This window comes from Caballeronia insecticola, from assembly GCF_000402035.1.
In the GTDB taxonomy this organism is placed as follows: Bacteria; Pseudomonadota; Gammaproteobacteria; order Burkholderiales; family Burkholderiaceae; genus Caballeronia; species Caballeronia insecticola.
The window spans coordinates 2939943-2962386 of sequence record NC_021287.1; the positions used below are offsets into that span (position 1 = coordinate 2939943).

Annotated in this window: 21 protein-coding genes; 10 read left to right on the top strand and 11 right to left on the bottom strand. The window is 63.8% G+C overall.

The annotated features are described in order from the left end of the window. Window positions 1-2: 2 nt before the first annotated feature. The 8 genes from hslV to BRPE64_RS13690 form a co-directional block, all read right to left on the bottom strand. Entirely contained in the window at window positions 3-539 is a 537-nt protein-coding gene (gene hslV / locus BRPE64_RS13655) for an ATP-dependent protease subunit HslV (protein WP_016346718.1), read from the bottom strand. A gap of 365 nt (window positions 540-904) precedes the next feature. After that, window positions 905-1321 (bottom strand): RNA polymerase-binding protein DksA, encoded by a 417-nt coding sequence (gene dksA / locus BRPE64_RS13660; protein WP_044041810.1) that lies wholly within the window; start codon window positions 1319-1321, stop codon window positions 905-907. Between the two features lie 587 nt (window positions 1322-1908). Next, window positions 1909-2979, bottom strand: a complete 1071-nt coding sequence (locus BRPE64_RS13665; protein WP_016346720.1) for a CobW family GTP-binding protein — start codon at window positions 2977-2979, stop codon at window positions 1909-1911. A gap of 130 nt (window positions 2980-3109) precedes the next feature. Beyond that, window positions 3110-4309, bottom strand: a complete 1200-nt coding sequence (locus BRPE64_RS13670; protein WP_016346721.1) for a class I SAM-dependent rRNA methyltransferase — start codon at window positions 4307-4309, stop codon at window positions 3110-3112. Window positions 4310-4345: 36 nt separating this feature from the next. After that, window positions 4346-5305: a tyrosine recombinase XerC gene (gene xerC, locus BRPE64_RS13675; protein ID WP_016346722.1), complete on the bottom strand. Its 960-nt coding sequence runs from the start codon at window positions 5303-5305 to the stop codon at window positions 4346-4348. A gap of 2 nt (window positions 5306-5307) precedes the next feature. Continuing rightward, window positions 5308-6027, bottom strand: a complete 720-nt coding sequence (locus BRPE64_RS13680; protein WP_016346723.1) for a DUF484 family protein — start codon at window positions 6025-6027, stop codon at window positions 5308-5310. Between the two features lie 15 nt (window positions 6028-6042). Next, a complete protein-coding gene (gene dapF, locus BRPE64_RS13685; RefSeq protein ID WP_016346724.1) occupies window positions 6043-6915 on the bottom strand; it encodes a diaminopimelate epimerase in 873 nt (290 codons plus the stop codon). 50 nt (window positions 6916-6965) lie between these two features. After that, complete coding sequence (locus BRPE64_RS13690; RefSeq protein ID WP_016346725.1) at window positions 6966-7850, bottom strand: lipid A biosynthesis lauroyl acyltransferase; 885 nt, start codon at window positions 7848-7850, stop codon at window positions 6966-6968. Window positions 7851-8126: 276 nt separating this feature from the next. Here BRPE64_RS13690 and metK point away from each other — a divergent pair, with 276 nt between their 5' ends. Beyond that, window positions 8127-9314, top strand: coding sequence for a methionine adenosyltransferase (gene metK / locus BRPE64_RS13695; RefSeq protein WP_016346726.1), 1188 nt, complete (start codon window positions 8127-8129; stop codon window positions 9312-9314). 153 nt (window positions 9315-9467) lie between these two features. Then, window positions 9468-10580 (top strand): alkene reductase, encoded by a 1113-nt coding sequence (locus tag BRPE64_RS13700; protein WP_016346727.1) that lies wholly within the window; start codon window positions 9468-9470, stop codon window positions 10578-10580. 5 nt (window positions 10581-10585) lie between these two features. Here the strand turns inward: BRPE64_RS13700 and BRPE64_RS13705 are convergent, their stop codons facing one another. Continuing rightward, the gene (locus tag BRPE64_RS13705; protein ID WP_173405446.1) at window positions 10586-10936 is read right to left on the bottom strand and encodes a hypothetical protein; all 351 of its coding nucleotides are present in this window, start codon (window positions 10934-10936) and stop codon (window positions 10586-10588) included. Window positions 10937-11252: 316 nt separating this feature from the next. Between BRPE64_RS13705 and BRPE64_RS13710 the strand changes: the two genes are divergently transcribed. Then, window positions 11253-12029, top strand: a complete 777-nt coding sequence (locus BRPE64_RS13710; RefSeq protein WP_016346729.1) for a phytanoyl-CoA dioxygenase family protein — start codon at window positions 11253-11255, stop codon at window positions 12027-12029. An 18-nt stretch (window positions 12030-12047) separates the two neighbouring features. On the opposite strand, the gene BRPE64_RS13715 is transcribed toward BRPE64_RS13710, so the two are convergent. Both BRPE64_RS13715 and BRPE64_RS13720 read right to left on the bottom strand, forming a co-directional pair. Further along, on the bottom strand, window positions 12048-12251 hold the full coding sequence (locus BRPE64_RS13715) for a DUF3185 family protein (RefSeq protein WP_035499468.1): 204 nt from the start codon (window positions 12249-12251) through the stop codon (window positions 12048-12050). Between the two features lie 58 nt (window positions 12252-12309). Continuing rightward, on the bottom strand, window positions 12310-13107 hold the full coding sequence (locus BRPE64_RS13720; RefSeq protein WP_016346731.1) for a mechanosensitive ion channel family protein: 798 nt from the start codon (window positions 13105-13107) through the stop codon (window positions 12310-12312). 255 nt (window positions 13108-13362) lie between these two features. On the opposite strand from BRPE64_RS13720, the gene mgrA reads away from it, so the two are divergent. From mgrA to BRPE64_RS13755, 7 genes are all read left to right on the top strand, one after another. Continuing rightward, complete coding sequence (gene mgrA / locus BRPE64_RS13725; RefSeq protein ID WP_044041816.1) at window positions 13363-14406, top strand: L-glyceraldehyde 3-phosphate reductase; 1044 nt, start codon at window positions 13363-13365, stop codon at window positions 14404-14406. Window positions 14407-14981: 575 nt separating this feature from the next. Next, on the top strand, window positions 14982-15752 hold the full coding sequence (locus BRPE64_RS13730; protein WP_016346734.1) for a ferredoxin--NADP reductase: 771 nt from the start codon (window positions 14982-14984) through the stop codon (window positions 15750-15752). 356 nt (window positions 15753-16108) lie between these two features. Next, window positions 16109-16996: a sensor histidine kinase gene (locus BRPE64_RS13735; protein WP_016346735.1), complete on the top strand. Its 888-nt coding sequence runs from the start codon at window positions 16109-16111 to the stop codon at window positions 16994-16996. An 11-nt stretch (window positions 16997-17007) separates the two neighbouring features. After that, the gene (rqpR, locus tag BRPE64_RS13740; RefSeq protein WP_016346736.1) at window positions 17008-17661 is read left to right on the top strand and encodes a response regulator transcription factor RqpR; all 654 of its coding nucleotides are present in this window, start codon (window positions 17008-17010) and stop codon (window positions 17659-17661) included. A 158-nt stretch (window positions 17662-17819) separates the two neighbouring features. Further along, window positions 17820-19277, top strand: a complete 1458-nt coding sequence (locus tag BRPE64_RS13745; protein WP_016346737.1) for an amino acid permease — start codon at window positions 17820-17822, stop codon at window positions 19275-19277. A gap of 247 nt (window positions 19278-19524) precedes the next feature. Next, complete coding sequence (locus tag BRPE64_RS13750) at window positions 19525-20001, top strand: (2Fe-2S)-binding protein (RefSeq protein WP_016346738.1); 477 nt, start codon at window positions 19525-19527, stop codon at window positions 19999-20001. Between the two features lie 57 nt (window positions 20002-20058). Next, window positions 20059-22443: a xanthine dehydrogenase family protein molybdopterin-binding subunit gene (locus tag BRPE64_RS13755; RefSeq protein ID WP_016346739.1), complete on the top strand. Its 2385-nt coding sequence runs from the start codon at window positions 20059-20061 to the stop codon at window positions 22441-22443. Window position 22444: the final 1 nt, after the last annotated feature.

Genomic DNA, 22444 nt, shown 5'->3' on the forward strand with positions numbered 1-22444 from the left:
CTTTACTCGATCGTCTCGATGACGCGATTGTGGTTGGTGTAGATGCACATATCGCCGGCGATACTCAGTGACTTCTCGACGATCTCGCGCGGCGAAAGCGCGGTGTTTTCGACGAGCGCCTGCGCCGCGGCCTGCGCATACGCGCCGCCCGAGCCGATTGCGCAGATGCCGTTTTCGGGGTCGAGCACGTCGCCGTTGCCGGTGATGACGAGCGTTGCGTCCTTGTCGGCGGTAATCAGCATGGCTTCGAGCCGGCGCAACATGCGGTCGGTGCGCCAGTCTTTCGCGAGCTCGACGGCGGCGCGCGTCAGATTGCCCTGATGTTTCTCGAGCTTCGCCTCGAAGCGGTCGAGCAGCGAGAACGCGTCGGCCGTGCCGCCGGCGAAGCCGACCAGCACCTTGCCGCCATAGATACGGCGCACTTTTTTCGCGCCACCCTTCATGACGATGTTGCCGAGCGTCACCTGACCATCGCCGCCCAGCGCGACTTTGCCGTCGCGGCGCACGGAGACGATGGTCGTGCCGTGAAATTGTTCCATGTGCGTTCCTTAAGAAAACGAAGGACGCGGAGCGGGTTCGTCGTGCGAAACTCCGCCGCGCAGTCGAGAATTCGATGAGGTGCACGGCGCGGGGTTCCGCCCGGCCGGTGGCATCGGGCGGACGGCGCCGCGCGCGCGCCGGGCCGCAGTCATGCTTTTGCGGGGCGCGTCGGGTTCATTTTAGGGCGGCGGGAGATTTATCAAGGCGCGCGGTGTCGATCCGGCTGCGTTTTTACCTGTTCGAAAGCAAAAAAGGCACACGTTCGACGTGTGCCTTTTCCGTTGGCGCGTGCGCCAGTGCAGCTTTTCGAGGCGGCGTCTTCCCCGTTGCGGGCGGTCCCGCGACGTCGCCTCCGGCGGCGCGATCAGTCGCCGAAGAGTTTCTGGCGCAGTTCGCGGCGCTCTTGCGCTTCGAGGGAGAGCGTGGCCGTCGGACGCGCGAGCAGGCGCGGAATGCCGATCGGTTCGCCCGTTTCCTCGCACCAGCCGTAATCGCCGGAATCGATGCGCCCGAGCGATTGCTGCACCTTCTTCAGGAGCTTGCGTTCGCGGTCGCGCGTGCGCAGTTCCAGTGCATGCTCTTCCTCGATGGTCGCGCGATCCGCCGGGTCCGGCACGATCACCGTTTCCCGCAGATTTTCGGTCGTCTGGCCGGCATTCTTCAGAATGTCCGCCTGCAACTGTTCGAGCCGGTTCTTGAAGAAGGCGAGTTGATCCGCGTTCATGTAGTCCTTCTCGCTCATCTTCAGGATTTCGGCTTCGGTCAAGAGTTTCGTTGTCATCTGCTTGCTTCTTCAATGTAAGGCGACGTCTCGCGCGTCGCCCCCAACTGCGTTACCCGCATGCAGCGCACCGTGACGCTCAAGGCTCGCGCGACTGTCGATGCGGGGCCGAACTCCTCTGGAAACCGATATTGGATGATGCTCCGGACCGCCGGGCGCATTGAAATGGCCCGGGATTCCCGGCCCCGGTGCTTTGTCTTGATTTGCCTTCCCCCTGCAAATCGAGGCATCGTCCCGACGGGACATCCCTTCTCCTGATCCGTCGACCGGGCGCCAAAAAGACGCGCGTCCTACGGAGCAGCCCTTCTCCAGTGGGGCTGTATTGTAACTGAACCGCAATTTCCGACGACAACCGAGGAAAACCCTGTCGATTAGTGTCGGAATCTCAAAAATATAACGCCTGGTCGTGCAAAAAGCGATGTCGCTTCGTGGTCGCGGCTACACATCCGCAATGAAAGTCGACCATGAAAAACGCCGCACGAGGGCATTCCCGCGTGCGGCGCTTGTCAGTCAGCCTGTTTTCGCCCCGCCGGAATCGCGAAACTCAAGCGAGATGCGTGCCGACGTGCGCGTGGCTGCGTGCGTGATTATTTGACGAGGCACGCGTCGAGGCCGTCGGTGATCAGATCCTTCGGCAGTTCGATACCGATGAACACCATCTTGCTGTTCTTCTTCTCGACCGGCATCCATTTGCCCGCGAGGTCGCTGCCCATCATCTGGTGCACGCCCTGGAACACGACCTTGCGATCGACGCCCTTCATGTACAGCACGCCCTTGTAGCGCAACAGGCGCTCGCCGTAGATCTGCAGAATGCCGCCGAGAAAGTCTTCGAGGCGGTTCGGATCGAACGGCTTGTCGCTGCGGTACACGAACGATTTGATCTTGTCGTCGTGATGCGCGTGATGGTGATGATGGTGCTCGTGATCGTGGCTGTGGTCGTGACCGCAGGTGGCGTGGTCGTGATCGTCGTGCGCGTGATCGTGATCATGGGCGTGATCGTGCTCGTCTTCCGCGAGGAAATCCGGATCGATCTCGAGCTTCGCGTTCAGGTTGAAGCCGCGCAGATCGAAGATTTCCTTGATGTCCGCCTCGCCGAAATTCACGACTCTGATCGCCGCGCGCGGATTCATGTGCACGAGCCGATGCTTGAGCGCGTCGAGCGCGGCGGCGTCCACGAGATCGGACTTCGTGATGAACAGGCGATCCGCGAAACCGACCTGGCGCTGCACCACTTCCTGCTGATCGAGCTGCGTGTTCGCGTGCTTCGCGTCGACGAGCGTGATGATCGCGTCGAGCAGAAATTCGTCGGCGACCGTGTTGTCCATGAAGAACGTCTGCGCGACCGGGCCCGGATTCGCCAGGCCGGTGGTTTCGATCACGACGCGGTCGAAATCGAGCGTGCCGTCCTTCTTGCGGTTCGCCAGATCTTCGAGCGCGCGGGCCAGGTCGCCGCGAATCGTGCAGCAGATGCAGCCGTTGCTCATCTGAATGATCTGCTCGTTCGTTTCCTGCACGAGAATTTCGTTGTCGATGTTTTCTTCGCCGAACTCGTTCTCGATCACGGCGATCTTCATGCCGTGCTGCTCGTTCAGGATGCGCTTGAGCAGCGTGGTTTTGCCGCTGCCCAGAAAGCCGGTCAGGATGGTTACGGGAATCATGGTCTCGCCTGTGTCCTTGAAAGTTCGCTTGATCTACGCCGAATCGCGTCGAATCGGTTATTGAAACATATTCGTCAAGCCGGCGCTCCGGCGGCCCCTGCGGGCGTCGATCGCGCCTAGATTAGGGCGCTCAGGCAATTTGCAACAGTAGTCCTTTCAGGTATTCCCCTTCCGGGAACGCCGTGAGCAACGGATGATCGACGCCCGCGCCCAGCCGCTTCAGAATGCGCGCATCGACGCGAGCGTCCGCCGCCGCGCCCGCGACGATCTTCTGAAACAGCTCCGAATCGATCGCGCCCGAGCACGAATAGGTGAACAGCAGGCCGCCCGGACGCAGCAGCTTGAAGCCGCTCAGATTGATGTCCTTGTACGCGCGCGCGGCCCGGTCCACGGTTTCCTTCGATGGCGCGAACTTCGGCGGATCGAGCACGATCAGGTCGAAGCGCTGGCCTTCGTCGTAAAGGCGGCGCAGCGTCTTGAACGCGTCGGCGTCGAGCCATTCGGCTTTTTGCGCGTCGAAGCCGTTTGCCTCGACGTTCGCACGCGCCAGCGCGAGCGCCTCGCCGGACGAATCGACGGACACCACGCGCGTCGCACCGCCCTTCAGCGCCGCCAGCGAAAAGCCGCCGGTGTAGCAGAAGCAGTTCAGCACCTCGCGGCCCTGCGCGTGCTGCGCGACAAGCACGCGGTTGTCGCGCTGATCGACGTAGAAGCCGGTCTTGTGGCCATTGCGCACATCGACGTGATGCCGCACGCCGCATTCGTTCGTGATGAGCGTGTCGCGCGGCGCGTCGCCGGCGAGCACGCCCGTGATCTGTTCGAGCCCTTCCTTCTGGCGGATCGACACGTCCGAACGCTCATAGACGTTCGGACAACCCGTCGCGCTGATCAGCGCCTGCACGATGGCATCCTTCCACGCCTCGACGCCGGTCGCCATGAACTGGCAGACGAGCTGCGCGTGCGGTTCATCGTCGGCGACGTAGTAATCGACGATCAGCCCCGGCAAGCCGTCCGCCTCGCCGAAGATGAGACGCGTCGCGCCGGTGTCCTTGACCATCGTTTGCCGATGCGCGACCGCGCGCTGCACGCGGCGCTTGAAGAACGCGTGATCGACGGGCTCGCTTTCATCGAACGTCCACGCGCGCGCGCGGATCTGCGAATGCGGGCTGTACGACGCGCGCGCGAGAAAGCGGCCATCGGCGGCGCGCACGATGACGGTCGCGCCGGGCGCGGGATCGCCGTCGATGCGTGCAATGGCGTTCGCGTAAATCCACGGATGGCGGCGGACGAGCGATCGATCCTTCGCCGGTTTGAGCGTGATGGTGTTCATTGCAATGCGGATGAGCGCGCGGGCGCGCTGTCGAGGTTAGTCGCGTTTCTTCGCGCGCGGATGCGCCGAGTCGTACACGCGGGCGAGATGCTGAAAATCGAGTGACGTATAAACCTGCGTGGCCGTGATGCTCGCGTGGCCGAGCAGTTCCTGCACCGCGCGCAGATCGCCGCTCGACTGCAGGACGTGCGTCGCGAACGAATGGCGCAGCACGTGCGGATGCACGTTCGACGGAATGCCGGCTTTGAGCGCCAGCCGCTTCACGCGCTCGCGCACCACGCCGGGCGACATGCGGTTGCCGCGCACCGAAAGAAAGAGCGCGTGCGGATCGAGCTTGACGAACTCGCCGCGCACGTCGATCCATGCGCGCAATGCGTCGATGGCTTTGCGGCCGACCGGCACCGAGCGGCGCCGGTTGCCCTTGCCGAGCACGGTCACTTCGCCGTGCACAAGATCGAGCCAGCCAGCCGACTTGTGTTCCTTCGTATCGACGAAATAGACGTCGAGACCGACCAGCTCCGCGAGCCGCAGTCCCGACGAATAGAACAATTCGAGGATCGCGTGATCGCGCAGCGCTTCGGCCGTGCCGGATTGCGGCGCGTCCATGAGTGCCATGGCGTCGTCGACGGACAGCGCCTTCGGCAGCGTCTTCTCGCGCTTCGGCGCGCGCACCGTCGCGACCGGATTCGCGGGCATGTCGATGCGTTCGGCGAGCCATCGATAAAACGCGCGCCACGCCGACAACCGATGCGCAATCGAGCGCGACGACAACCCCGCCGCGTGCGAGCGCACCACCGCGCCGCGAATGTCGGCCGCGACGAGCGATTCGAGCGGACGGCCCTTTGCGAGCGCGCGCAGTTCGGCAAGCTCGTGCGTGTAGCCGCGCAGCGTGTGTTCGGAGAGATGCCGCTGATGCTCGAGCATCGCCAGATACTCGGCGATGGCGCCCGTCGGGGCTTCCTTCGGGACTTCGTCGGGCGCGGCGGCGGTTTTCATCTTCAGTGCGGTAGCAGGCGGGACAGCGCCGCGCTCGCCAGTGCGCCGATCTGCATGAGGAAGTCGGTTGCCATGCCGTCGTGGAAGCGCCGCGCGTCGGGCGAACCCATCACGAGCAGGCCGAAGGTCGGCGCATCGGGGCCGGCTTGCGGATCGCGCAGCGCGATCAGCGAAACGGATTCGACCTTGCGCTCCGTGTCTGACGGGCCGTCGTTCGGCGCGACCGTCGCGGATGCCGAATTCGGCGCGCCGAGCCATTGCGCGGCGGCGAAATCGGAATTCGCGCCGCAGTACGGCGAGGTCAGATTGTTGGCGAAAATGCGTACTTCCTCGCCGACCTGGCGCGCGAAATCCGCCTGCCGATAGGCTTCGTTGATGTCCCACAGGCGCAGCGCGGCGTGCGGCACGTCGAAGACTTCGCACAGGCCGTTGGTGATGGTCGCGGGCAGCACGTACGGGTCGCGCTGCGCGATCACGCGCACGGTCCAGCGGTTGAACTTGGTCGAGATGCTGTCGTTTTCGTGACCGTAGCGCAGCAGTTCGGCGAGACGCCGTTCGAGCTGCTTGTTCTTGTCGCGCAGCATTTCCATCTGGCGCTCTTGCAGCGACACGGCGGACTTGCCGTGCGGATTCGAGAGCCGGATGGTGCCAAGCACTTCCGCGTGCTCGACGAAGAAATCGGGATTGTCGAGCAGGTAGTCGGCGACGTCGCGTGGATTCATGATGATGTGGTTGCGTTAGACGAGGCGATCCAGCTCGATTTCGCCCTCGAAAACCGTCGCGGCCGGGCCCGCCATGAAGAGCGCGGCGGCTTCGTCGCGCGCACCGTCCCAACGGATCGTGAGCGTGCCGCCGTGCGTTTCGACGCACACGGGTGAATCCAGCAGGCCGCGCCGGATGCCGGCCGCCACCGCCGCGCAGGCGCCCGTGCCGCACGCGAGCGTCTCGCCGGCGCCGCGCTCGAATACGCGCAGTTTCACCGTATTACGATCGACGATCTGCATGAAGCCCGCGTTCACGCGTTTCGGAAAGCGCGCATGGCGCTCGATCAGCGGGCCTTCGCTCAGCACCGGATACGTCTCGACGTCGTCCACGATCTGCACCGCGTGCGGATTGCCCATCGACACCGTTGAAATCCAGCGCGTTTCGCCGTCGATGTCGAGCGGCCACAGCGTGTCGTTGCCTTCGCGGCGGCCGTGGAGCCCGAGCGCGTCGAACGGCACGCGCGGCGGATCGAAGACCGGCGTGCTCATGTCGACGACGACTTCGCCGTTCTCCTGCATCGTCAGCGTGATGACGCCTTGTTGCACCTGCACGCGCACGCTCGATGCATCCGTCAGGCCGCGATCGCGCACGAACTTCACGAAGCAGCGCGCGCCGTTGCCGCAATGCTCGACCTCGCCGCCATCGCAATTGAAGATGCGGTATTTGAAGTCGACGCCGTCGATCGTCGGCTTTTCGACGAGCAGCAACTGATCCGCGCCCACGCCGAAATGGCGGTTCGCGAGCGCGCGCACCTGGCTCGCTGTCAGATCGAGCGCCTGCGTATAGCCGTCGAGCACGACGAAGTCGTTGCCCGCGCCTTGCATCTTGGTGAATTTGAGGTTCATGGCCGCTATTGTATTTGACGCACGCCGCACCGCTCCGCGCCGCTCACGCCTCAATAAAAACCCGGCTCGCCCGGCGGCCGCGTCTTGAAGCGTTTGTGGACCCAATAATATTGCTCCGGCATGTGCGGAATCTGCTCTTCCAGAAACGCGTTCATGCGGCGGGCGTCGGCTTCGTCGTCGCCGGTCGGGTAGTTGTCCCACGGTTCGAAGATCTTGAGACGATACCCCTTGTAGTCCGGCAGCACCTCGCCGATAAACGGCACCACCTGCGCGCGGCCCGTCTTCGCGAGACGTCCGACGGCCGTCAGCGTGCACGTCGGGATGCCGAAGAACGGCACGAACGTGGAGTTGCGCATGCCGTAGTCCATGTCCGCGCCGAGCATCACGGGCTTGCGGTCGCGCAGCCAGCGCAGCACGATGCGCGCGCTGTCGGCGCGGCTCGCCATGTCCGCGCCGAAGCGGGCGCGCTGCGCTTTCGCGAGTTCCTCGATCTGCGGATTCGAGAACGGCTGATACAGCGACCCGCATCGCCGATGCAGCGAATAATTGAGGAAGATCGAGCCCGCCTCGATGCCGACGAAATGCAGCCCGAGAAAAAGCGTGGGCGGCAGATCCGGATCGGTGAGATCGACGGCGCTGTCCACCTGGATCAGCTTTTCGAGCTTCTTCGCCGAGCCGAACCACTGCACGCTGCGCTCCACATAGCTGCGAATGGCATGCCGGAAGTGCTTCTGCGCGATGTCCTCGCGCTTCTCGTCGGACCACTCCGGGAAGCACAGCTTCAGGTTCGTGTGGACGATGCGCTTGCGGCGGCTCGGGATCTGGTAGAGCAGCCAGCCGAGGCCGTCGCCGAAACGCGCCGTGATGCCGTAAGGGATGATCGCCAGAAACTTGAGAAACGCGATGGCGAGCGCCACGCCGATGCGCCCTAGCATGACGTGCTCCAGCGAACAGACGGGCGGCCGGGGTATGCGGATGATCGTTGTGGGGCGAATGGCGACAAGCGTTCGGCTCTGTGAAAATAGGGGAAACCGGTATAATAAAACCTTCGCCGAGTTAATGGACAACTTGCGGGGCGAAGCGGGCTGGAGCCTTCATGTGGTATGTGGAAGCTTCAGCCCGAAAATGACATCCGCTAAAGCGTCGCCGCTTCAGACTCCGAACGAAGACGGCTACGTGAATATCAACCGTACTCAATTGGAGTCTGAAGCGTGTCGAACGACTATCTCTTTACTTCCGAATCCGTTTCCGAAGGCCACCCGGACAAGGTCGCCGACCAAATTTCCGACGCCATCCTCGACGCCATCCTGGCGCAGGACAAGTATTCGCGCGTCGCGGCGGAAACGCTCTGCAACACCGGTCTCGTCGTCCTCGCGGGCGAAATCACGACCACGGCCAACGTCGACTATATCCAGGTCGCGCGTGACACGATCAAGCGCATCGGCTACGACAACACCGACTTCGGCATCGACTATCGCGGCTGCGCGGTGCTCGTCGCTTACGACAAGCAATCGCCGGACATCGCGCAAGGCGTGAACCGCGCGCATGACGACAACCTCGATCAAGGCGCCGGCGACCAGGGCCTGATGTTCGGCTACGCCTGCGACGAAACGCCCGAACTGATGCCGCTGCCGATCCACCTGTCGCACCGTCTGGTCGAGCGCCAGGCGAACCTGCGCCGCGACGGCCGTCTGCCTTGGCTGCGCCCGGACGCGAAGTCGCAGGTCACGGTGCGTTACGTCGACGGCAAGCCGCATTCGATCGACACCGTCGTGCTGTCCACGCAGCACTCGCCGGACATCGACCTGTCGCAACTGCGCGAAGCGGTGATCGAAGAAATCATCAAGCCGACCATGCCCAGGGAACTCATCAAGGGCGACATCAAGTTCCTGGTGAACCCGACGGGGCGTTTCGTTATCGGCGGTCCGCAAGGCGATTGCGGTCTGACGGGCCGCAAGATCATCGTCGATACGTACGGCGGCGCGGCGCCCCACGGCGGTGGCGCGTTCTCGGGCAAGGATCCGTCGAAGGTCGACCGCTCGGCGGCTTACGCCGGCCGTTATGTGGCGAAGAACATCGTCGCGGCGGGACTCGCATCGCGCGCGCTGATTCAGGTTTCGTACGCTATCGGCGTGTCGCGTCCGACTTCGGTAATGGTCAACACGTTCGGCACGGGCCGCGTGTCGGATGCCGAGATCACGAAGCTCGTGCTCGAACACTTCGATCTGCGTCCGAAGGGCATCATCCAGATGCTCGATCTGCTGCGCCCGATCTACGAAAAGACGGCAGCTTACGGCCACTTCGGCCGCGAAGAGCCGGAATTCTCGTGGGAAACCGCGGACAAGGCACTCGTGCTCGCCGAAGCGGCAGGCACGGAACCGGTCGCGAGCGTGGCATAAGGGCACTCGCTGCGGCATCGGCAGCATCAGCTGCATCGCAGGACAGAAACCGGCAGGCATCGCGCCTGCCGGTTTTTTTATGCGCGCGCGGCGCGTTTCTTGCGATTCGATGATGTGTCCAAACGCGTACAAGCGGATCACCCCGGAGCCTCCATGCCGTACGAAACGCTCCTTTCTGCCGTCGTCATCGGCAATCTCGAAGTGCCGAATCGCGTCGTGATGGCGCCGCTCGCGCGTCATCGCGCGGCGCAACCCGGCGACGTCCCCACGGAAACGAGCGCGCATTACTACGCGCAGCGCGCGGGCGCGGGTCTGATCGTCACCGAACCGGCGCACGTGTCGCCGGAAGGTCAGGGCGGGCTGGCCGCACCCGGCATCTGCTCGGATGCGCAGGAGGCCGGCTGGAAGAACGTGGCGGGTGCCGTGCACGCGCGGCAAGGACGCATCGCGGTGCAGTTGTCGCATGCGGGGCGCATGTCGCATCGTCGGTTGCAGGAAGGCGGTGCGCCGCCCGTCGCGCCCTCCGCTGTTCGCGCGCGCGGCGTGCAGGTGTTCGCGCCGCAGGATGACGGCACGCCCGGCTTCGTCGATGCAGACGATCCGCGTCCGCTCGAAAGTGCTGAAATCGCCGGAATCGTGCTGCAGTACGTCGATGCCGCGCATCGTGCGCATCGTGCCGGTTTCGACATGATCGAGATCGATGCGTCGAACGGTTATCTACTGCATCAGTTCATCGCGACCGGCACGAATCGCCGCACCGACGATTACGGCGGCAGCGTCGAGAATCGCGTGCGGATTGTGGTGGAGATTGTCGAGGCGGTGGCGAGCGTGATCGGCGCGCATCGCGTCGGCGTGCGGTTGTCGCCGGGATTCACGGGCGCGGATATCGAGGATGCCGAAGCGCAGGCGTCGTCGCTATATCTGGCGGGGGAACTGGCGCGCATCGGCATTGCGTATGTGCATCTCGCCGACGCGCATTTCATCGACGCATTCCGCGACATATTCAACGGCGCGATCATCGCTTGCGGCGACGACACCGCGCAGGACGCGAACGCGCGCATCGAACGTGGCGAAGCCGATGCCGTGGCATTCGGTCGCGCGTTCGTCGCGAATCCGGATCTGGTGGAACGTTTGAAGGCCGATGCGCCGCTCGCCGAACCCGACGCCGCGACGATTCACGGCGGCGGCGAGCAGGGCTACACGGACTACCCGACGCTGGGCGATGCCCGGCGCAGTGAAAACAACGAAAACAACGAAAGCAACTGAAGCCGTCAGCGGGCAGCGAACGCGTACCAGCCGGCGCTGCTCGTCGACAAACGTCGCGGACGGCGGCTCGTCAGCGCGGCGGCTTTCGGCTTGGGCGTGGGCGCGCGCAGCTGCATCGGGCGGCGCAGCAGCGCGCGCAACGACACGCGGCGCGATGCCGCGCGCACGCGAAGATTGAAGAACAGGCCGCGAAACCACGACCGGATGCCATCGACCGGATGCACGTTCTTCAACTGCTCGGCGAGCAGCTGGGTGCGGGCGGAATGGTGACGCAACGCGCGGATCATGCCGCGGCGCGCAGGACGCGCAGCGTGCGAAGCAGCACGAGTAAGGCCGATAGCGATTCGGTGGTTCATGTCAGGGAGAGGTCGGTTGCGTAGCGGCAAACTCGACGATAGTCGTCTCAAAAATAGCGTTCAAGGAATTCGATTCAACTCGCTTCGGCAAGTTGCACCGAATTGATGCAGCTCAATGTACAAGAGCTTCATTACTTGGTTAAGTCCGCGTTTTCCCTGCGTTTTTATGTAGCGCCTGCTGATGAACAAGCGCCCGCGCGTTGCGGTGCGGGCCTTTGCGCGGCGGCGGATTTACAATTCCCGGATTCGCCCCAATTCCGGATATAGCGTCGACGGCATGCGTTCTCTCTGAAAGCCGCCGCGCGTAGAAACTGAAATGTCTGATCAAAATTCGTTGCAATCGAAGAAAGAGCAAGTGCACGCGCTGCGCGAAAACGGCTTTGTCATCGTGAAGGGGCTTGTGAGCCGGGAACGGTGCGACGCCATGCGCGCGGTGGCGCGGCAGCAACTCGCCGAGGCGGCCGCGCCGGTCGAGTTCGAGGCCGATCTGAAATATCCCGGTGCGCCCGATTCGAAAGACGCGCCCGGCGGTCATACCGTGCGCCGTCTGCTCGACGCTTACGCGCGCCATGCGCTCTTCGCGGAGTTCGCGACCTCGCCCGAAGTTCGCGGATGGATGGAGCTTTACTTCGGCGAGACGCCGTATCTTTCGCGCGCGCATCACAACTGCATGATGACGAAGCACCCGGCGTACGGCAGCCTGACGGGCTGGCATCGCGACGTGCGTTACTGGGCGTTCGAGCGCGACGATCTCGTGTCGGCGTGGGTCGCGCTGGGCGATGAAAAAGTCGATAACGGCGCGTTGTGGTTCGTGCCGGCTTCGCACAAGCTGCCGTTCACATCCGATCGTTTCGACGACGCGAAATTCTTCCGCTCGGATCTGCCCGAGAACGCCGCGCTCATCCGCACGGCGGTGTCGCCCGAACTGGCGCCGGGCGACGTCGTGTTTTTCCACTGCAATACGCTGCACTCGGCCGGCAAGAACCTGACCGATCAGGTGAAGTTTTCGCTCGTCTTCACGTATCGCGGCGCGAGCAACGTGGCGCTGCCGGGCACGCGTTCGGCGTCGAAACCGGAAGTGGCGCTCGTCTGACGGACGGCCGTTGAGCCTTCAGCGTTTCGAAGGAATCGCGAGGCCGATCAGCCCCGCGAGCGACGCGACGATCCCGCCCGCGATCAGCCAGATGGTCTTGTTCGTGGGCGAACCCGTGAAGAAGCGCGCGACGTCATTCGACAGCGAATGAAACGACTGGCCGCCGAAGTACAGCAGCACGACGCCGCCGACAAGCAGCGCCACGGAAATCGCTCGGGTCATAGCGTGATCTCGACTGGAAAAGCGCGTCAGGTTATTCGGTTCGCGCGCACGCGTCCAGTCAGGCGACCACGACCTGCTCGCGCGTCAGCGGCTGAATCTTGCGCAGCAAGTCGGCCTGCACGCTCTGGTGATCGGTTCTGCTGGTCCACGCGCCGAGGTTGAACTTGACGCCGGTATCGGTGTAGTCGGTCACCGCGACCCACGGCGCCGACGGCCCGTCCTGCACGATGCGCGTATCTTCGCTTGTCAGCCTGCGCAGTTCCGCGAGCACGTTTTCCACCTTGAGCCCGTGCTGCGCCTGAAAGTTGATGACCACGCGCCGGCGGTCGTTTGCGCTGTAGTTGGTGATGGCGTTCGCCCAGATCAGGCTGTTCGGCACGAACATGACAATGCCGTCGGCTTTTGTGAGCCGCGTGGTGAACAGTCCGATTTCGTTGACAGTACCGGCCGTCGTGCCGACGCCTTCGATGTAATCGCCGACGCGAAACGGACGCAGCAGCAACAGCATCAGCCCGGCGGCGATGTTCTGCAGCGTGCCCTGCAACGCCAGACCGATGGCGAGACCGGCCGCGCCGAGCACGGTCAGGATGCTCGCCGCGGCGATGCCGAACTTGCCCAGCGCCGCGACGATCGCGACCACGCGGATCGCCCACATCGCGAGACTGGCGAGCACAGGCGTGAGCGTGGCGTCGACATTGGTGCGCGCGAGCGTGCGGCGCAGCGTGTTGGCGACGGCGTTCGAAATCCACCATCCGACGGCGAGAATAAGCAATGCCAGCACGAGATCGATGCCGTAGGTGACAGCAACGGCGGCAAAGGAATCGTAGGCCGGGCGCAGGCGGTCGATCGGGTCCATAGGTCAAGCTCCTCAAAACAGAATCTGCATTGGTCTGACTTCACGCGCAAACGTTCCCCTTGCTGACCATTCGGACAAGTGCCAAATAACGAGATGGAACGGGATGACGCGGCACGCCGTGCGCGCTTAGGCCCGATTGGCTTACCATTGACGCCCTTGGCAGGGTGCGCGCCCGCGCGCGGCGCACGCGTTCTCTGCCCTCGCAAGTTTGTTCAGCAAGTCCGTCCAATTCGCAATCCGCAGAGGAATTCCGTCATGGCTTACGAAGCAGCCTCCGAGCGCTACTCCCAGATGCAGTACCGCACCTGCGGCAGGAGCGGGTTGAAACTGCCCGCGCTGTCGCTCGGTTTGTGGCACAACTTCGGCGATACCACGCCGATTTCCACGCAACGCGACATCCTGCGCACCGCTTTCGATCTCGGCATCACACACTTCGATCTCGCGAACAACTACGGCCCGCCATACGGCAGCGCCGAAACGAACTTCGGGCGCATCTTCAAGGACGACTTCCGGCCGTACCGCGACGAGCTGCTGATTTCGTCGAAGGCCGGCTGGGACATGTGGCCCGGTCCGTATGGCCAGGGCGGCGGCTCGCGCAAATATGTGCTCGCGAGCCTCGATCAGAGCCTGAAGCGCATGGGCCTCGATTACGTCGATATTTTCTATTCGCATCGCTTCGATGCCGACACGCCGCTCGAAGAAACCGCCGGCGCGCTCGCAACCGCCGTGCATTCCGGCCGCGCGCTCTATGTGGGCATCTCGTCGTATTCGGCCGCGAAGACGCGCGAAATGGCCAAGCTGCTTGCCGAGCACAAGGTGCCGCTGCTGATCCATCAGCCGTCCTACAACATGCTGAACCGCTGGATCGAGACGGAACTGCTCGACACGCTCGACGATGTCGGCGCGGGCAGCATCGCGTTCACGCCGCTCGCGCAGGGGCTGCTGACGAGCAAGTATCTGAACGGCGTGCCGCAGGATGCGCGCGTCAACAAGCCGGGCGGCGGGTCGCTCAAGCAGGAACACCTGAGCGACGCCAATCTCGCGCATGTCCGTAAGCTCAACGATCTGGCCCAGAAACGCGGTCAGAGCCTCGCGCAGATGGCGCTCGCGTGGGCGCTGCGCGGCGGGCGCGTGACGTCGGTGCTGATCGGCGCGAGCCGCGCGGAGCAGGTCGCGGAAAACGTCGGCGCGCTGAAGAATCTCGAGTTCACGAAAGAGGAACTCGCGGAAATCGATCAGCACGCGCAGGAAGGCGGCGTGAATCTGTGGGAAAAGCCGTCGACGGATCAGCGCATCTGAGGCGTCCGGACGCGCGCAGGCCTTTCATCAGAAAGGGTTTTTTGGGATAGCGCGGCATCCGTTGCTATCATGCGGGCTCGGCGGCTTTTCGGCGACGTTTTCGATAATCGCCCGAAGCCGGCCGTAGCCAGCCTTTTTTGCCAGCTATCGCCAATACGCGTCCGCTAGCTTGGCCAGCCGAAGCGCCCTGTTCACGCGCACGTTCGCCCACGAGGCCCGCGTGCGCGCACTTGCCGCCGTGGCGGCTCACACGGCGCCCGACGTCGCCGGCGGCTATCGGGTTAAAATAGCCGATTGCGCCGGGCTGTCTGGTTAGCCGTCTGGTTTTTGCGCGCGACGTTCACGCAAGGCGCAGCGTGAATCGCTGCCTTCGCATCGAATAGGTGGCCGAATTAGGTGGCCAATTAGGTGACCATTAAGCGGCTGTCATCGTTCGATCGTTTGTCGCGCAGCAGCGCTTTCGTAGCGCGCTCTCCTTCCGGCATGAGACCCGGCGTGGCGATCATCGTCCGCGAGTCGGCCGCGATCGTCGGAGCGCCACCGCTTTCGCAAGTTCAAGCACAGTTCAAGAAGCCATGAGCAACCTTAATTCTCAAACCGTTCTGAGCGTCCACCACTGGACCGACACGCTTTTCAGTTTCACCTGCACCCGCGACGCCTCGTTCCGCTTCGAGAACGGCCAGTTCACGATGGTCGGCCTCGAAGTCGACGGCAAGCCGCTGCTGCGCGCCTACAGCCTCGCGAGCGCGAACTACGAAGAGCATCTCGAATTTTTGAGCATCAAGGTTCCGGACGGCCCGCTCACCTCGCGCCTGCAGCATCTGAAGGTCGGCGATTCGGTGCTGATCGGCAAGAAGCCGACGGGCACGCTCGTCGCCGACAATCTGCTGCCCGGCAAGACGCTCTGGCTGCTCTCGACCGGCACGGGTCTCGCGCCGTTCATGTCGATCATCAAGGATCCGGACGTCTACGACCGCTACGAGAAGATCGTGCTGACGCACACCTGCCGTTTCGTCGACGAACTCGCGTACAAGGACTTCATCACGGAGCACTTGCCGGCGCATGAGCACATCGGCGAGATCGTTGCGGAAAAGCTCGTCTACTATCCGACCGTCACGCGCGAGGAATTCGCGAACCGCGGCCGTATCACCGACCTGATCGAGACGAAGAAGCTGTTCGCGGATCTCTCGGTCGAGCCGTTCTCGGTCGAAAACGACCGCGTGATGCTCTGCGGCAGCCCGCACATGCTGCGCGACACGCGCCAGTTGCTCGACGAAATGGGCTTCCAGGAAGGCAGCAACAATCATCCTGGCCACTATGTCGTGGAGAAGGCGTTCGTCGGCTGATTACTGCCGGGCGTCGCGTCTCACCAGAAACCGGAGCTTGATGCTCCGGTTTTTTTTCGTCTCATCAACGCGCGAAGACGGCGCCGCTTGTTACAAATCAGGCGCTTGCGATGCGAGGTCGTAGGTGTTTTTCCTACGCATTATGTGCGCCGAACTTGGCAAAACACATGAAGTTCGTCCGGAGAAGCCTTGTCGGACATAGATTTATAATATTTTTGAGATATGATTCACGCACACTGAGACGACAAACGCGACCGCGTAGTCCGTCATCGATGTTACAGAGTGTAAATTCAGTTACGCCGCTCGTGGTCTGGCCGAGGACGTAGCTCCAGTTGCGCTCAACGCGAGGATAGTGAATGAACCCGTCGGCCGTGGTCACGCTCGATGAGAGCCCGATTGAGAGTCCGATGCGCCGCGCTTCGCTGCGCGGAGTTTCGTCGCCGGCGCCGGAATGCGCCGGCGCATCGTCCGCCCTTCCTTCCGCTTCACCCTGGTCCGCGCTGATCGACGCCAAACTCAAAGGCGATCGCCAGATTCAGCGTCTCGCCGCGCGCGTGCAGGAACTGGCGGCGCTGCTCGCCGCGACCGAAGAGCGCGCGCGCCGGGCACTTGCGCAGGATCTCCACGACGAAACCGGCGCGGCGCTCACCGTCGCCAATCTGGCGCTCGCGCGAGCCGCCCACTGGCTACCCGAGGACGCACCCGCCGCGCTCGGCGACGCGCTGCATCAGGCACGCGCCGCGCTCGCCGATGTCAGCGACACGAGCCACCGGATCGTCGAAGCGTTGCAGACGCCGGCGTTCGACGCGGGTATCGCCGCGACGCTCGACGCGTGGATCGACAGTTTCCGCGCGCGCACGGCGATATCCGTCGATTTCTCCTGCCCGCGCGATGCGCGGCTGCAACGCCTGTCGCACGACATGTCGCTTGCGCTTCTGCGCGTGATGCAGGAAGCGCTCGGCAACGTCGCGCGTCATGCGGACGCGGCGCGCGCGCGCGTAAGCATCGAGATCGACGGCGACGGCGTGACGCTCATCGTCGAGGACGATGGTGTCGGCATCAGCGCGGCGGCGCGTCGCAAGAGCGGGCGCTTTGGCCTTGCGGGCATGCGCGCGCGCTGCGAGGCGCTCGGCGGCAGCCTGCGCGTGGTCGCGGCGAAACCCGCCGGAACCTGCGTGCGCGCGCGCCTGCCGTGGGCGGCAGCGCGGCCCGGCCTGTTCGCGCTCAGCGTGATCCACGCGTGAGGCCATCGGCGATGCTCAAAGTGCTCCTCGCCGACGACCACGCCATCGTGCGCCGTGGCGTCGCGCAATTGCTGCTGGAGCGCGGCGTTGCGACCGAAGTGTCGGAGGCGGAAACCGGCATGCAGGCGCTCGCGCTCGCCGCGTGCCGCCCGTTCGACGTCGCGATGCTCGATATCTCGCTGCCGGATGTCAACGGAATCGATCTGCTCAAGCGCATCAAGCGCGAGACGCCGCGTCTGCCGGTGCTGATGTTTTCGATGTATCGGGAGGATCAATACGCGGTGCGGGCGCTGAAGGCGGGCGCGTCGGGCTATTTGTCGAAGACGGCGGACCCGGCGCTCATGATCGGCGCGATTCAGCAGGTCGCGGCGGGCCGCAAATACGTGAGCGCGGAAATGGCGCAGGCGCTGGCGACTTACGTTTCGCTCGATACCGAACGCATGCCGCACGAGAAACTGTCGGACCGCGAATATCAGACGCTTTGCATGCTTGCCTCAGGGAAGCGGCTGACGGATATCGCGCACGCGCTATCGCTTTCGGTCAAAACCGTGAGTGTTTATCGCGCGCGGTTGTTGGAGAAGATGAAGCTGGCGAACAACGCCGAGCTCACGTTCTACGTGATGAGCAACCGTCTCGTCGATATGAATCCGGCGATTGCCGGTTGAATATTTTATCTTGTATAAGATAAAAACGTAGACAATGTCATAAATCGCCGCATAGTGCGCCGCATGCCCCATTTTCGGGCAATCCTCGAGTCTCCGATAAAATGGCGGGTTTTTCCCGCAGAAGGGGCGCCCGCGCGCCAAGAAGGAGACTCATCGTAATGTCGTTGTTTCGCAAGAAAAATGTCGAGCACATGCTGGCCAGTGCGCGCGGCAGCTCGCTCAAGAAGACGCTCGGCGCTCTCGATCTCACATTCCTCGGCATCGGCGCCATCATCGGTACGGGAATTTTCGTGCTCACCGGAACCGGCGCCGTGCAGGCGGGTCCGGCGCTCATGGTCGCGTTCGTCATCGCGGCGATCGCGTGCTGCTTCGCCGCCCTGGCCTACGCCGAGTTCTCGTCGACCATTCCCGTGGCCGGTTCCATCTACACCTATACGTACGCGACGCTCGGCGAACTGGCCGCGTGGATCATCGGCTGGGATTTGATGCTCGAGTACGGGCTCGCGAGCTCCGCCGTGTCGGTCGGCTGGTCGGGCTATCTGCAATCGCTGCTGTCGGGCTTCGGCATTTCGCTGCCGACCGTGCTCTCGGCCGCACCCGGCGCGCTGCCCGGCCATGTCACCTGGTTCAACCTGCCCGCCTTCCTCGTGATGATGGCGATCACGGCGCTGCTTTCCGCCGGCGTGAAAGAATCGACGCGCGTGAACAACATCATGGTCGCGATCAAGGTGACGGTCGTGGTGCTGGTGATCGCGGTGGGCGTGTTCCACGTCAAGCCGGCGAATTGGCATCCGTTCATGCCGAACGGCTGGTCCGGCGTCTTCGGCGCGGCGGCCGTGATGTTCTTCGCGTTCATCGGCTTCGATTCGGTGTCGTCGGCGGCGGAGGAAGTGAAGAATCCGAAGCGCGATTTGCCGATCGGCATCATCTCGTCGCTCGCGGTGTGCACGGTGCTGTACGTGGCGGTGGCTGCGGTCGTGACGGGCATCGTGCCGTCGGCGCAGTTCGCGAACAATCCGCATCCGGTGTCGTTCGCGCTGCAGATGGCCGGGCAAAACTGGGTCGCGGGCTTCATCGATCTCGGCGCGGTGCTCGGCATGCTCACCGTGATTCTCGTGATGAGCTACGGCCAGACGCGCATCATCTACGCGATGTCGCGCGACGGCCTGCTGCCCGCGCGGCTCTCGAAAGTGCATCCGCGCTTTGCGACGCCCTTCTTCACGACCTGGCTCGTCGGCATTTTCTTCGGGCTGATCGGCGCGCTCGTGCCGCTCAATGTGCTGGCCGAGTTGATCAACATCGGCACGCTCGCCGCTTTCTCGATGGTGTCCATCGCCGTGCTGATCCTGCGCCGCACGCATCCGGACCTGCCGCGCGCGTTCCGCTGCCCGGGCGTGCCGGTCGTGCCGATTCTCGCGGTGGCGTCGTGCCTGTTCCTGATGGCCAATCTTCAGGCGATGACGTGGATCGCGTTCGCCATCTGGCTGGTGATCGGCCTGGCGATCTACTTCGTGTACTCGCGCCGTCACTCGGTGCTCGGGCGGCCGGCGGCCGATCCCGCGCATGCTCAGGCGGCCACGGCCACGCCCGCGAAGCGCGAGACCGTGACGCACTGAGCGACATCGACGCCTGATCGACTCGCCGCAAAGCGCCGCCCTTGAGGCGGCGCTTTGCATTGGCACGAAGCACGCGCGGCCATGGAACCCACGATTCGGACGGGCGTTCGCGCGGATGGCGACACCCGCCGATTTGTGTTTTACTCATCGTCACAATCACAACACCCAACCCAGCTGAACGCTCACGGCGGCAGTAAGGCAGGTGCAACGGCGTGAAGCTGGTCCGTCCTCACATGGAGACAGTGAAATGGCGCTCAGCATCAGCCTGACGGTCAACGGCAAACCCGTGACCGCCAGCGTCGAACCGCATCTTCTGCTCGTCCAGTTTCTGCGCGATCAATTGCGACTCACCGGCACGCATATCGGCTGCGACACCGCTCAGTGCGGCGCGTGCACCGTCCATCTCGACGGCCGCGCGATCAAGTCGTGCAACATCCTCGCCGCGCAGGCGGACGGCATGACGGTGACGACCATCGAAGGCATGGCGCATGACGGCCAGCTTCATCCGATGCAGGCGGCGTTCAAGGAATGTCACGGCCTGCAATGCGGTTTCTGCACGCCCGGGATGGTGATGAGCGCGAGCGCCCTTGCCGCGCAGTCGCCGGAACTCTCCGAGGAAGAGGTCCGCGAACAGCTCGACGGCAATCTCTGCCGCTGTACGGGCTATCACAACATCGTCAAGGCGGTCCTCGAAGGCGCAAGGAACATGAAGGCCGGCGCCTGAGCCGCCCGATCTTCCTCTCTCAAACGATGAATCGCGCCTTTCAACGAGGAGACCGCGATGAATGCCCCTGAGCAACAGAAATTGATCGGTGCCGGCGTCAAACGAAAGGAAGACTATCGCTTCCTGACGGGCGCGGGCCAGTACACGGACGACGTCGTCCTGCCGCAGCAAAGCTACGGCGTGTTCCTGCGTTCGCCGCACGCGCACGCGAAGATCAAGCGCATCGATATCGAAGCGGCGAAGGCGTCGCCGGGCGTGATCGGCATCTTCACCGGCCGCGACATGGCGGGCGAGAACGTCGGCGGCCTGCCGTGCGGCTGGCTGATCCACAGCACCGACGGCTCGCCGATGCACGAGCCGCCGCATCCCGTCATCGCGAACGAAAAGGTGCTGCATGTGGGCGATCAGGTGGCGCTCGTCGTCGCGGAATCGGTGAAAGAGGCGAAGGACGCGCTCGAACTGATCGAAGTCGATTACGACGTGCTGCCCGCCGTGGTCGATACCGGAAGCGCATCGAATGCGGGTCAGCCGCTCGTGCACGACAGCGTGCCGAACAACGTCTGCTACAACTGGGGCCACGGCGACAAAGCCAAGACCGAAGCCGCGTTCGCGCAGGCCGCGCACGTGACGACGCTCGATATCGTGAACCAGCGCCTCGTGCCGAACGCGATCGAACCGCGCGCCGTCAACGCGAGCTACGCGAGGCACGACGACAGCTACACGGTCTACGTCGCGAATCAGAATCCGCACGTCGAGCGCCTGCTGATGGCGGCGTTCGTGCTGCAACTGCCGGAATCGAAACTGCGCGTGATCGCGCCGGACGTCGGCGGCGGCTTCGGCTCGAAAATTTTCCTGTATCCCGAAGATGTCGCGCTGACGTGGGCATCGAAGAAAGTCGGGCGGCCGATCAAGTGGACCGCCGAGCGTTCCGAAGCATTCCTCTCCGATGCGCACGGCCGCGATCACGTGACCAAAGCCGAACTCGCGCTCGACAAAGACGGCAAGTTCATCGCCATGCGCGTGCACACGACGGCGAACATGGGCGCGTATCTGTCGACGTTCGCATCGTCGATTCCGACCGTGCTCTACGCGACGCTGCTCGCCGGCCAGTACACGACGCCCGCCATCTACGCCGAGGTCAAGGCGGTGTTCACGAACACGGTGCCCGTCGATGCGTATCGCGGCGCGGGCCGTCCGGAAGCCACTTACGTGGTCGAGCGTCTGGTCGAAACGGCGGCGCGCGAGCTGAACATCGATCCGGTCGAGCTGCGGCGGCGCAACTTCATCCGCGAGTTTCCGTATGCGACGCCCGTCGGCCTGACCTACGACACCGGCGATTACGACGCATGTCTCGACCGCGCGCTCGAACTCGCGGACGTGAAGGGCTTCGCCGCACGCAAGGACGAGTCGAAGCGGCGCGGCAAGCTGCGCGGCCTCGGCTATTCGTGCTACATCGAAGCGTGCGGGCTCGCGCCGTCGAACGTCGCGGGTGCGCTGGGCGCGCGCGCGGGCCTGTTCGAAGCGGGCGAAGTGCGCGTGCATCCGACCGGCTCGGTCACGGTCTTCACCGGCTCGCACAGTCACGGACAAGGGCACGAAACGACTTTCGCGCAGGTCGTCGCGGACCGGCTTGGCGTGGCGATCGACAACGTCGAGATCATCCACGGCGATACCGGACGCATTCCGTTCGGCATGGGCACTTACGGCTCGCGTTCGATCTCTGTCGGCGGCTCGGCGATCATGAAGGCGCTCGACAAGGTCGAAGCGAAGGCGAAGAAAATCGCCGCGCATCTGCTGGAGGCCGCGGCGGAAGACATCGAGTTCAAGAACGGCGTGTTCCGCGTGGCGGGCACGGATCGCACGAAGACTTTCGTCGATGTCTCGCTCGCCGCGTACGTGCCGCACAACTTCCCGCTCGATCAGATGGAGCCGGGCCTCAACGAAAACGCGTTCTACGATCCGACCAACTTCACGTATCCGTCCGGCGCGTACGTGTGCGAGGTCGAAGTGGATCAGGACACCGGCGAGACGCGCATCCAGAAGTTCACCGCGGTGGACGACTTCGGCAACGTGATCAATCCGATGATCGTCGAAGGACAGGTGCATGGCGGGCTGGGGCAGGGCATCGGCCAGGCGATGCTGGAACGCTGCGTCTACGACAACAGCACCTGCCAGTTGCTCTCCGGCTCGTTCATGGACTACGCGATGCCGCACGCGATCGACCTGCCGAACTTCACCGTGGAAACCGCGAAGGGCACGCCGTGCACGCACAATCCGCTCGGCGTGAAGGGCTGCGGCGAGGCGGGCGCGATCGGTTCGCCGCCTGCCGTGATCAACGCGATTCTGGATGCGCTTGCGCCGCTCGGCGTGAAGGATCTGCAGATGCCCGCCACGCCGCATCGCGTATGGACCGCGATGCGCAACGCTGCTCAAAACGCCTGAG

What these genes read in the sequence shown, in the direction of transcription:
- BRPE64_RS13715 (WP_035499468.1), bottom strand. Translation starts at nt 12,251, where the DNA reads ATGACCCGAGCGATTTCCGTGGCGCTGCTTGTCGGCGGCGTCGTGCTG.
- BRPE64_RS13730 (WP_016346734.1), top strand. Translation starts at nt 14,982, where the DNA reads ATGAGCAACCTTAATTCTCAAACCGTTCTGAGCGTCCACCACTGGACC.
- BRPE64_RS13750 (WP_016346738.1), top strand. Translation starts at nt 19,525, where the DNA reads ATGGCGCTCAGCATCAGCCTGACGGTCAACGGCAAACCCGTGACCGCC.
- BRPE64_RS13735 (WP_016346735.1), top strand. Translation starts at nt 16,109, where the DNA reads ATGAACCCGTCGGCCGTGGTCACGCTCGATGAGAGCCCGATTGAGAGT.
- hslV (WP_016346718.1), bottom strand. Translation starts at nt 539, where the DNA reads ATGGAACAATTTCACGGCACGACCATCGTCTCCGTGCGCCGCGACGGC.
- mgrA (WP_044041816.1), top strand. Translation starts at nt 13,363, where the DNA reads ATGGCTTACGAAGCAGCCTCCGAGCGCTACTCCCAGATGCAGTACCGC.
- dapF (WP_016346724.1), bottom strand. Translation starts at nt 6,915, where the DNA reads ATGAACCTCAAATTCACCAAGATGCAAGGCGCGGGCAACGACTTCGTC.
- BRPE64_RS13720 (WP_016346731.1), bottom strand. Translation starts at nt 13,107, where the DNA reads ATGGACCCGATCGACCGCCTGCGCCCGGCCTACGATTCCTTTGCCGCC.
- BRPE64_RS13665 (WP_016346720.1), bottom strand. Translation starts at nt 2,979, where the DNA reads ATGATTCCCGTAACCATCCTGACCGGCTTTCTGGGCAGCGGCAAAACC.
- dksA (WP_044041810.1), bottom strand. Translation starts at nt 1,321, where the DNA reads ATGACAACGAAACTCTTGACCGAAGCCGAAATCCTGAAGATGAGCGAG.
- BRPE64_RS13690 (WP_016346725.1), bottom strand. Translation starts at nt 7,850, where the DNA reads ATGCTAGGGCGCATCGGCGTGGCGCTCGCCATCGCGTTTCTCAAGTTT.
- BRPE64_RS13745 (WP_016346737.1), top strand. Translation starts at nt 17,820, where the DNA reads ATGTCGTTGTTTCGCAAGAAAAATGTCGAGCACATGCTGGCCAGTGCG.
- rqpR (WP_016346736.1), top strand. Translation starts at nt 17,008, where the DNA reads ATGCTCAAAGTGCTCCTCGCCGACGACCACGCCATCGTGCGCCGTGGC.
- xerC (WP_016346722.1), bottom strand. Translation starts at nt 5,305, where the DNA reads ATGAAAACCGCCGCCGCGCCCGACGAAGTCCCGAAGGAAGCCCCGACG.
- BRPE64_RS13680 (WP_016346723.1), bottom strand. Translation starts at nt 6,027, where the DNA reads ATGAATCCACGCGACGTCGCCGACTACCTGCTCGACAATCCCGATTTC.
- BRPE64_RS13755 (WP_016346739.1), top strand. Translation starts at nt 20,059, where the DNA reads ATGAATGCCCCTGAGCAACAGAAATTGATCGGTGCCGGCGTCAAACGA.
- BRPE64_RS13705 (WP_173405446.1), bottom strand. Translation starts at nt 10,936, where the DNA reads ATGAACCACCGAATCGCTATCGGCCTTACTCGTGCTGCTTCGCACGCT.
- BRPE64_RS13710 (WP_016346729.1), top strand. Translation starts at nt 11,253, where the DNA reads ATGTCTGATCAAAATTCGTTGCAATCGAAGAAAGAGCAAGTGCACGCG.
- BRPE64_RS13670 (WP_016346721.1), bottom strand. Translation starts at nt 4,309, where the DNA reads ATGAACACCATCACGCTCAAACCGGCGAAGGATCGATCGCTCGTCCGC.
- BRPE64_RS13700 (WP_016346727.1), top strand. Translation starts at nt 9,468, where the DNA reads ATGCCGTACGAAACGCTCCTTTCTGCCGTCGTCATCGGCAATCTCGAA.